The sequence below is a fragment of the Trueperaceae bacterium genome (assembly GCA_031581195.1).
Lineage (GTDB): Bacteria > Deinococcota > Deinococci > Deinococcales > Trueperaceae > SLSQ01.
This window is the reverse complement of record JAVLCF010000089.1, coordinates 1-9,423: the sequence shown is the minus strand read 5'-3', so window position 1 is coordinate 9,423 and position 9,423 is coordinate 1. Positions and strand designations below refer to the sequence as shown.

General features: G+C 75.7%; 9 protein-coding genes. 4 read left to right on the top strand and 5 right to left on the bottom strand.

The window, feature by feature from the left end; translation table 11 throughout:
- Positions 1–1,162, top strand: a 1,162-nt coding sequence (locus RI554_08720; GenBank protein ID MDR9392094.1) for a hypothetical protein, incomplete at its 5' end; no start/stop codon positions are given.
- Positions 1,163–1,288: 126 nt separating this feature from the next.
- On the opposite strand, the gene RI554_08715 is transcribed toward RI554_08720, so the two are convergent.
- Positions 1,289–3,646, bottom strand: a complete 2,358-nt coding sequence (locus tag RI554_08715; GenBank protein ID MDR9392093.1) for a glycosyl hydrolase family 65 protein — start codon at positions 3,644–3,646, stop codon at positions 1,289–1,291.
- Positions 3,643–4,473: an ion transporter gene (locus RI554_08710; GenBank protein MDR9392092.1), complete on the bottom strand. Its 831-nt coding sequence runs from the start codon at positions 4,471–4,473 to the stop codon at positions 3,643–3,645. Before RI554_08710 ends, RI554_08715 begins: the two co-directional genes overlap by 4 nt.
- A gap of 74 nt (positions 4,474–4,547) precedes the next feature.
- On the opposite strand from RI554_08710, the gene RI554_08705 reads away from it, so the two are divergent.
- A complete protein-coding gene (locus RI554_08705; protein ID MDR9392091.1) occupies positions 4,548–6,125 on the top strand; it encodes an acyl-CoA dehydrogenase in 1,578 nt (525 codons plus the stop codon).
- A 13-nt stretch (positions 6,126–6,138) separates the two neighbouring features.
- Here RI554_08705 and RI554_08700 read toward each other — a convergent pair whose 3' ends face one another.
- Both RI554_08700 and RI554_08695 read right to left on the bottom strand, forming a co-directional pair.
- The gene (locus RI554_08700) at positions 6,139–7,374 is read right to left on the bottom strand and encodes a M20/M25/M40 family metallo-hydrolase (GenBank protein ID MDR9392090.1); all 1,236 of its coding nucleotides are present in this window, start codon (positions 7,372–7,374) and stop codon (positions 6,139–6,141) included.
- The gene (locus RI554_08695) at positions 7,371–7,748 is read right to left on the bottom strand and encodes a DoxX family protein (protein MDR9392089.1); all 378 of its coding nucleotides are present in this window, start codon (positions 7,746–7,748) and stop codon (positions 7,371–7,373) included. Before RI554_08695 ends, RI554_08700 begins: the two co-directional genes overlap by 4 nt.
- A 32-nt stretch (positions 7,749–7,780) precedes the next feature.
- Here RI554_08695 and RI554_08690 point away from each other — a divergent pair, with 32 nt between their 5' ends.
- Together RI554_08690 and RI554_08685 are read left to right on the top strand one after the other, a co-directional pair.
- Entirely contained in the window at positions 7,781–8,233 is a 453-nt protein-coding gene (locus RI554_08690; protein ID MDR9392088.1) for a hypothetical protein, read from the top strand.
- On the top strand, positions 8,230–8,898 hold the full coding sequence (locus tag RI554_08685; protein MDR9392087.1) for a hypothetical protein: 669 nt from the start codon (positions 8,230–8,232) through the stop codon (positions 8,896–8,898). The genes RI554_08690 and RI554_08685 overlap by 4 nt, the downstream gene beginning before the upstream one ends.
- A 2-nt stretch (positions 8,899–8,900) precedes the next feature.
- Here RI554_08685 and RI554_08680 read toward each other — a convergent pair.
- A partial coding sequence (locus tag RI554_08680; GenBank protein MDR9392086.1) for an aminotransferase class IV occupies positions 8,901–9,423 on the bottom strand: 523 nt, incomplete at its 5' end.

Below are 9,423 nucleotides of genomic sequence, written 5' to 3'. Positions count from 1 at the left end.
CCCCGAACCCCCCGAACCCGAATCCGATGCACCCTCCATCGCCGGCAGCGACCACACCCTCGCCCCGGACGCCGACGGCACGCTCTGGACCTGGGGACACAACGAATACGGCCAACTCGGGAACGGGACGACCGTCGCCAGCACCACGCCCGTCAGCGTCACCGACGTCGCGGAGCGAGGCGTCCGCATCACGGGCGTCGCCGCCGGAACGAACCACTCCGTCGCACTCGACGAACACGGCACGATCTGGACCTGGGGAAAAAACGAGTACGGCCAACTGGGAACCGGGACGAACGTCGACAGCACGACGCCGGTCAGCGTGACCGACCTGCCCAGCCCCGACACCCCCATGACCCACGTCGCCGCCGGACCCTTCCGCACCTTCGCCCTCGATCGCGACGGGCACCTGTGGGCGTGGGGCTATGGCCCCAACGGGAGCGTGGGGACCGGGACCCCCGGCACCTACATCTTCACGCCGGTGAGCCTCACCGACGGCACCTGGCCCGGGCCGGGCGTCAGCATCACCGACGTCGCCGCAGGCGGCAGTTTTTCCCTCGCGCTCGACGCGACCGGCACCGTCTGGGCGTGGGGCGCCAACAAGGGGGGGCAACTGGGCACCGGAGGGGCCTACGGGGAGAGCCTGGCGAAGGTCAGCGTCACCGATCTCGCCGCCGCCGGCGCTCGCATCACCCGGATTGCGGCGGGCCACGAGCACGCCCTCGCCCTCGACGCCGACGGCACCGTCTGGACGTGGGGAACGGGGTATAGAGGTCAACTCGGGAACGGCGAAACCGCGATTCGCACCACCCCGGTCAGCCTGACGGACTGGCCCGGCGGACCGGTCCGCATCACCGACGTCGCCGCCGGCCGCGTTCACTCCCTCGCACTCGACGTGCAGGGCCGCCTCTGGGCGTGGGGGTACAACGACGACGGCCAACTGGGGGACGGCACGACCGTCCAGCGGACGACGCCCGTGCGCGTGAGCGTCACCGACGCCTCGGGCGCAGGCGTCTCCATCACGGACCTCGCGGCAGGCACGTATCACTCCCTCGCGCGCGATCGCGACGGACACCTGTGGACGTGGGGCCGGAACGACAAGGGGCAACGCGGAGACGGGACGACCGCCCCGAGCTCCGTCCCCCGACGCGTGCCGCTCCCGTAGCGGCGCGCGCCAGAAGGCGCGAGCGCGCCGATCCGGAGGTCCTGCGCGCCCACGCCCGCACCGCCTCGAAGCCCGGCCGGGCGACCGGGAACCGACCGGTGCCGCCCGCGTTCGCGTCGCGTGCGTCTACGCCGGGAAAGCGACCCGAGACGCGCCGGGCGCCACCTCGTGACGCACCCCGTACGCCGTCACCGGCACCGCCCCGTCGTTCGCCGCCGCCCCCGTCAGGGTCACGCGGTCCCGCGTCGCCTCGACGACCACCCGCCGGCCGCGGAACGTCGCCGTGAAGCGCAGCCGCGTCCACCCCTCGGGCAGCGCCGGCGCGACGTGCAGCCCGTCCGCATCGACCCACAGGCCCCCGAACCCCTCCACCGCGGCCTGCCAGGTGCCGGCGCACGCCGCAGTGTGCACCCCCCCGATGAACGTCCCCCCGCTCACGGTCTTGAAGTCGCCCGCGAGGTCGGTGAGGGCGCTCTTGCGGAAGTACCCGAGCGCGTCGTCCGACCGGCCCAGTCGGGCGGCGGCGATCGCGTGCACCGAGGGACTGAGCGAACTGCCGTGCTGGGTGCGCGGCTCGTAGTACGCGTAGTTCGCCTCCAGCACCTCGCGCGGCGTGTCCCCCTCCTGCACCAGGCGCTGCAGGACGTCCGCCTGCTTGAGCACCTGCGTGTGGACCGCCACCCCGATCGGCCACCCCCAGTACTCGCCAGGGTCGATCAGGCGCTCCCGCAGCACGTCGGGGGTCACGTCCTCGTGCGCGAAGTACCCGCGGAACTGCTCGATCACGCCGGTCGCCGGGTCGGGCTCCGGCACGAACAACCCCTCCGCCACCGCCCGCCAGGTCGCGGGTTCCTCGTCGCGAAGACGGGTCGCCGCCGCCACCCGCTCCAGGACCTCCGGCGCGTCGCTCGCGAGGTGGGCGTGGACGTCGGCCGCGAACCGCAAGGCCCGCCGCGCCTGGTGGTTCGTGAAGGCGTCGTCGTCGACGAACTCGTGGTACTCGTCCGGCCCGAGCACCGTGTGGAGCTCCCAGCGCGCCCGGTGCGGGACCCACACGACCCGCGACGCGAGGAAGCGCGCCACCTCGAAGGCGACCTCCGCCCCGTGATCGTGCAGGAACGCCTCGTCGCCGGTCGCGGTCAGGTACCGATCGATCGCCACGACGACGTCGGGCGCGACGTGGATCTGTTGGTCGTTGAAGTGGTTGCGGATGTCGCGCCCCGTCACCACCTCCCGGAAGAACCAGTCGGGGCACAACTCCTCGCCGTCGTCCCCACTGATCCACGCGTAGAACGCCCCCTCGTAGCCCAGGCGTTTCGCCTTCGCTCGGGCCCCGTCCAGCGTCCGCCAGCGGTAGACCAGCAACGCCCGCGCGACCGCGGGATCGGCGTGCAGCCACGGCACCAGGTTGTACGTCTCCTGATCCCAGAACGCCGCCCCCTGGTACGCCTGGCACGACAGGCCACGCGCCCCGACCGGGAGGCGGTCGGAGTGCGCGGGCGTCGCGATCCGGTTCTGGTAGATCCCGAACCGCAGCGCGACCTGCGCCTCCACGTCGCCGTCCACCTCGACGTCCGCGACCGCCCAGTACGCCGCCCACGAGGCGGCGTTCGCGGCGTGCAGCGCCTCCCACCCGGCCGCCAACGCCTGTGCGACGCTCGCCTCCGCCGCCCCCGCCGGGTCGCCACCCACGTCCGTGGCGGGGTCGACGTCGTTCGCACTCGCGACCGCGAAGGCGCGCAGGAGCGTCACCTCCCCCCCGGCCGGGAGCGTCAGGCGCAGGCGCCGCACCCGCCGGCCGTCCCCCGTCGCGGGGACCGCCTCCGCCGCGACCCGCGCGCCGCCCGACGCCGTCACCGCGACCCCCTCGCGGACCGCGATCGGCACGCCCCGCTCGACGGTCACGAGATCCACCCCGAGTCGGTCGTGCACCGGATCGCCGTCCGGCGCGGCCGCGCGCACGTCGCGGCGTTCGGCGAAGTGGTCGCCGTGGAGGCTCCACACGTCGCGATCGATCCCGACGTCCAGGGTCAGCTCGACCGCCCGTTCCGCGGCGATCCGCAGGCGCGACGCGACCAGGTGCAGGTCCGCGTAGCTCGCGAAGCGCTCCGTCACCACCGACACGCCCGCGGGGCCCGACGGCGCGTAGGCGTGCCGGAGCGTGCCGGTCCGCAGGTCGAGGGTGCGCCGCAGCACCGCCGGGTCGGTCGCCGCCAGGTAGGCGCGCCCGTCCGCATCCTCCAGCGACGCGTAGAGCCCGTTCGGGACCGTCACCAGCTCCCGCCACCGCCCGTCGGCCTGGTCGTAGCTGTCCGACAGCGTGACCGCCGGGAAGCGCTCCGCGCGCCACGGCTCGAGGGTGCCGCGCACCCCGAGGTAGCCGTTCCCGGTCAGGAAGTTGCTGCCGTCCCGCGCGACGACGGCCTCCTCGAAGCCGTCCGTGCGCAGCGTCCACGTCGCGTCGGTCGTCCCCTCGTCGTTCACGTCGCCTCCTCCTCGTGGGGCGGCGCGCCGTCCAGCGGCGCGCCGCACGCCCGGCAGTAGGTCGCGTCCACCGCGTGCCCCCCGACCCCGCAGGTCGGGCAGCGCGCCTCGCGGATGCGCGGCGCGGACGCCCGCGTGATCTCGCTCGTCACGATGCCGGTCGGCACCGCGATGATGCTGTAGCCCAGGATCATCACCCCCGCCGCCAGCGCCTTGCCGGCCGCGGTGCCGGGCGCGATGTCGCCGTACCCGACGGTCGTGAGGGTCACGATCGCCCAGTACGTCGCGGTCGGGATGTCGTCGAAGCCGTGCGCCGGCCCCTCGACGAGGTACATGGCCGACCCGAGGATCAACACCAACGTCAGGACCGTGAACAGGAAGACGGTGATCTTCTCGCGGCTCGCGCGGAGCGCCGCCCCCAGGACGTTGGCCTGCCCCACGAACCGCATCGCCTTGAGGACCCGGAACACCCGCAACAACCGCAACGCCCGCACCACCGCCAGGTACTGCGAGCCCGCCACCACGAGGCTGAGGTAGGTCGGGAGGATCGCCAACAGGTCGATCACCCCGTAGAAACTGCGGACGTACCGCGCGCGGCGCCGCGCCGACCCGATGCGCACGACGTACTCGAGCGTGAACGCCGCCGTGAACCCCCACTCCAGGATGCGCAGTTCCCGCAACCAGCGTTCTCGGACGCCCGCGACGCTCTCCAGCACCACCAGCGCGACGCTCGCGACGATCGCGACGAGGAGCGCGACGTCGAACGCGCGCCCCGCCGGCGTGTCGGTCTCGAAGATGACGGTGCCCACCCGCTCGCGGACGCTCACGCTCCGAGGCTACCCGAGCGACCGTGCGCGCGGGCCCGAAATCGCCCCCCGCCACCGGGTAGACTGCGCGCGTGATGCAGGCTGCCGACACCCCCCCGACCGCCGCGCCCGACGCACCGCGGGCGCCCGACGCGGAGGCGTCCCTCGACGCCTTCCTCGACCGCTACGCGGCCGTGCTCCGCCGGGTGTTCCGCGAATCGCCGGACGGCGCCGGGGTGCACCTCCGGCGTGGCCTCCCCCCCGCCGACCTGCGGGCGCTGCTGGCGACGAAGCCGCTGTCGGTCTTCGTCCCGCACCGCTTCGGCGGGCGCGCCGGCGCCCCCGCCGAGGGCGGGGACGGCGTCGCCGGCGGCCTCGCGATGCTGGAACGCAGCGCCTACGAATCGCTGGCGATGGCGCTCACGATGGGCATCAACGGCGCGCTGTTCCTCCAGCCGGTCGCGAAGTACGCCCACGCGAGCGTCCAGAACGAGGTCTTCCCCCGCTTCCTCGACCACCAGAACATGGGCGGCCTCATGATCACGGAACCCGACTACGGCTCCGACGCGCTGTCGATGGAGACCGCCTGGACGCCCGAGGGCGAGGACTACCGCATCCGCGGCACGAAGCACTGGGCCGGCCTCACCGGCCTCGCCGACCTGTGGCTCATGACCGCCCGCAAGCGGGGCGACGACGGACGCCTTGCGCGCGACGTCGACTTCTTCGTGCTGGACGCGCACGACCCCGAGCAGGCCCTCGTCGTCGAGGAACGCTTCCACGCGCTCGGGCTGTACCCGATCCCCTACGGCCGCAACGCCGTCGACGTGCGCGTCCCCGCCGCCCACCGGCTCGAGCCGACCCGCAACGGCCTCACGATGATGCTGGACCTCCTGCACCGCAGCCGCCTGCAGTTCCCCGGCATGGCGCTCGGGTTCCTGCACCGCCTCGCCGACGAAGCGCTCGAGCACGTCCGCACCCGCGCCGTGGGCGGCAAGAGCCTCCTGCACTACGACCAGGTGCGCCGCCGCCTCGCCGACCTGCAGGCGTCGGTGACGCTGGCCGACGCGATGAACCTGCACGCCGCGGAGCACGCCGACCCCGCCGCCGACCTCGCCAAGGACGGCCTCCGCGCGAACGTCGTCAAGACCGTCGTGACCGACAAGATGCAGGCCGCCGCGCAGTCGCTCCTGCAGTTGGTCGGCGCCGCCGGCTACAAGCTCGATCACGTCGCGGGCCGAAGCCTCGTCGACTCGCGCCCGTTCCAGATCTTCGAGGGCAGCAACGACATCCTCTACGAACAGATCGCCGGCACGACCCTCAAGGCCATGAAGGCGGCGAACGAGGCGCGCCTCGACGTCTACCTCCGCGGGCACGCCCTCACCGCCCGCGCCGCCGAACGGCTCGGCGACCTGCTGCACGTCCGCCTCGACGGCGACGTGCCGCAACGCCGCAAGGTGGACCTCGGCCGCATCGTCGGCCGCGTCGCCGGGCTCGACATGACCCTCGAGCTCGCCGAACGCGGCTACGACGCCGGCCGCGTCGAGCGCGCCGCGCAGGCGCTGCAGACCGAGATCGCCGCGCTGCTGGGCGGGCTGCACCAGGCGCACGCCGCCGACCCCAGCGAAACGTCGGCGCCGATGGGCGCCTGGCGGGCCGTCCTGCGCACCGGCTGAGCCGCCCACCGCCTCAGCCGGCGACGCGGCGCACGAGCGCGCCCAGCACCGCCTCCAGCACCCCGACGCTGGCCCGGTCCACCCACTCGCCCGGCTGGTGGATGCCGCCCCCGACGGGCCCGTACAGGACCGTCGGGTGGCCGGCGTCCGCCACCAGGGCGGCGTCGGTCCAGTAGGGCGCCCCGAGGCGCGCCGGGGCGGCCCCCGTCACCGCCTCCGCGGCGGCGGCGACGTGCGCGGCGGCGGGGGAGGCCTCCCCCGCCTCGAACGCCTCGCGCGCCACGACCGTCCGCACCTCCGCGCGCACGTCCGGGTCGTCCTCGGCGAGCGCCGCCAACCACGCGCGCACCTCGTCCTCCGCGCCGCCGGCGCCCGCCGCCCGCTCGCCCGGCACCGTCCGCCGCTCGAGCGACGCCGTGGCGCGATCGGGCGTCGTGAACAACTCGCGGCCCCCCGACGCGAGCACCGCCTGCCAGGCGCCCGCCCCCAGGAGCGGGTGGGCGGGACCCGCCGCGAGGGCGGCGTTCGCCCGCTCGACGGCGTGCAGGAGGCGCCCGAGGTGCGTCACGGCGTTCACGCCGTCGGCGGGACGCGACGTGTGCGACGCGCGCCCGGCGAACGTCACGTCGACGACCGCGAAGCCGCGGTGGGCGACGTGCAGCGTCAGGTCGGTCGGTTCCGTCACCACCGCGACGTCGACCGGACCCTCCGGCGCGAGCGCCGCCAACGCTTCGCGCGTCCCGAGGCTGTCGTGCTCCTCGTCCGCGACGGCGGTCAGGATCACCTCCCCCATCAGGCGTCCGGCGCGCGCCTCGCCCGCCGCCGCCTCGACCGCCCGCAGGCAGGCGGCGAGGCTGGCCTTCATGTCCATCGCGCCGCGCGCGTACGTGCGGCCGTCCACCTCGCGCGGGACGAACGGCGCCTCCATGCCCGCCACCCCGACCGTGTCGAGGTGCGCGTTCAGCAGGACCCGCCCCCCGCCCCGCGCCGGGCCGCCGGCCCCGTCGCCGCTGCGCACGATCACGCTCGGCCGACCGGGCGTGCCCTCCAGCCAGGTGACGTGCAGCCCGCGCGCGCGGGCCCAGCCGGCGACGAACCGCGCGAGCTCGCCCTCCCCCGCACGGGCCGGGTCGAGCGCCGGATTGACGGAGTCGATGCGGATCAGGGCGTCCAGCAGCCCGTCCCGCGTATCGAGCCGGGCCGCCCCGGGCGACGGCCCGGCCCCCGCCCCGTCCATCGCGTCGCTCACAGCGGATCCAGCGGCGTGCCCGGCGTCACCGCCAACGCCGCGGCGAGCGTCAGCATCGCGATCGAGATCGCCGCCCCCAGCGAGCGGCGGTGGGTCACCTGCAACCACGACGCGCCGACCATCAACGCCGCCAATCCGGCGGCCGCGAGGCGCGCCAGCGTCGGCGGCGCGCCCAGCAGGCTCGGCGCGAGGAGGCCGGCCGCGCCGAGCCCCTCGAGGGCCGCCACGGCGACGACCGTGCGGCGGGGCAGGCCCGCGACGACCTGCATCCCGACGCGCGCGAGGGCGGCGGGGGGCAGCACCAGCTTCACGAGGGCGGCGGCGACGAAGGCGGCGGCGACGAGGACCCGCAGGACGGTGAGGAGGGGCTCCATGGGGCGCAGGGTAGCGCGCGGTAGCATCCCCCATGGCCGCCCGCACCCCCCCACCCGCCGGCGGAACGCCGGGGCGCGACCGCGTCGTCGCGCGCCTCCGGTCGGCGTTCGGACCGCTCTACCCCACGTTGATCGAGGAGGCGCCGGAGCGCGAGGCGTGGAGCGCCCTCGGGTTCGACGCCGTCGAGGCGGCGATCGAGCGGGCCCGCGCCCGGGTCGGTGAGCCCGGGCACGCGCTGGGCTTCAAGACGCTGCTCAAGCAGGAGCTCGACGCGACCTGCGACCTGGCGCCCCCCATCCAGCCGTTCGAGGCGTCGTCGCTGCCGCCCGACCGGGCGTGGCGGCAACGCGAGGTGCGGCGCGACGAACGGGCCCGCGAGCGCGAACGCGCCGCGCAGGGTCGCCGCAACGACCTGTACGCCCAAGCGCGGGACCTGCTCGCGCCCGGGCACGCCCGCCGGAACGACGACGCGGACGACGGGTGAGCGACGCCGCCGGCCTCGCCGCGGCCGCTCCCTGGACGGCGTTCGGCCTCGGGCTGGCCGCCGCCTCGCAGCCGGGACCCTTCCAGGCGTTCCTCGTCGCCCGCACCCTCCGCGACGGCGCCGGGCGCAGTTGGCCGCTGGCGTTCGGGCCCCTGCTGAGCGACGGGCTCGTCGCCGCCGTCGCGTTGACCCTCCTCGCGCGCGCGCCGGACGGTCTGCTACGGGGCTTGGCGGGCGTCGGCGCGCTCGTCGTCGCCGGGCTCGCGTGGGAGAGCGCCCGGACCCTCCGCCGGACCCCACCCCCGGAGCCCGACGCCGCCGCGCCCCCCGGCACGGCGCACGGTGGCCCCCGACGCGGTGGCCTCCTGCGCGGTGGCCTCCTGCGCGCCGCCCTCGTCAACGTCCTCAACCCCGCCCCGTGGACGTTCTGGGCGCTGGTGTTGGGGCCGCTGACCGTCAGCGCCTGGGGCCGCGGTCCGCTGCACGGAGCGGCGCTCGTCCTCGCCTTCTACGCCGCCCTCGTCGGGGGCGGCGTCGCGCTCGTCACGGCGTTCGGGGCGGCCGCCCGCCTCGGGGCGCGCGTCCGCACCGCCCTCCAGGCGGTCTCCACCGCCGCCCTCGCCGGCTTCGCCGTCCTCCTCGCCGCCCGCGCGCTCGGCGTCTGACGTCACGGGCGCGGCCCGGAGGCCGGGCCGTCGGGCGGCGCGTCGGGCGCCACGAACCGGACGCGGCGAAGCCCGCGCAGGGCGTTCCCGATCGCCAGGTCGTCGGCGGCCTCGACGTCCGCGGGCGTCAGCGAACCCTCGCGCACGCGGCCGCGCCGCAGCAGCCGTTCGCGCAGCACCCCCGGAAGGGCGCCGTCGGCGACGGGGGGCGTCCACCAGACGCCCCCCCGGCGGACGAAGACGGTGCTGACGGCGCCCTCGGCGAGGGTGCCGCGGTCGTTGCGGTAGACCAGGTCGGCGAGGCCTCGCGCGGCGGCCTCGCGCATCCCCCGGTCGTAGATCGCGCGGTCGCGGGTCTTGTGGCGACGCACCCACGCGTCCGCGTCGACGACCTCGTCGGCCCACGCGACCGGCACGCCCGCCCCCCGGCGGCGGGGCGGCGTGAACGGCGCGAGGGTCAGCGACGGCGTACCGTCCGGCGCCACCTCGAGGCGGCCCCGATGCACGCCCGCCTCCGGCAGCGTC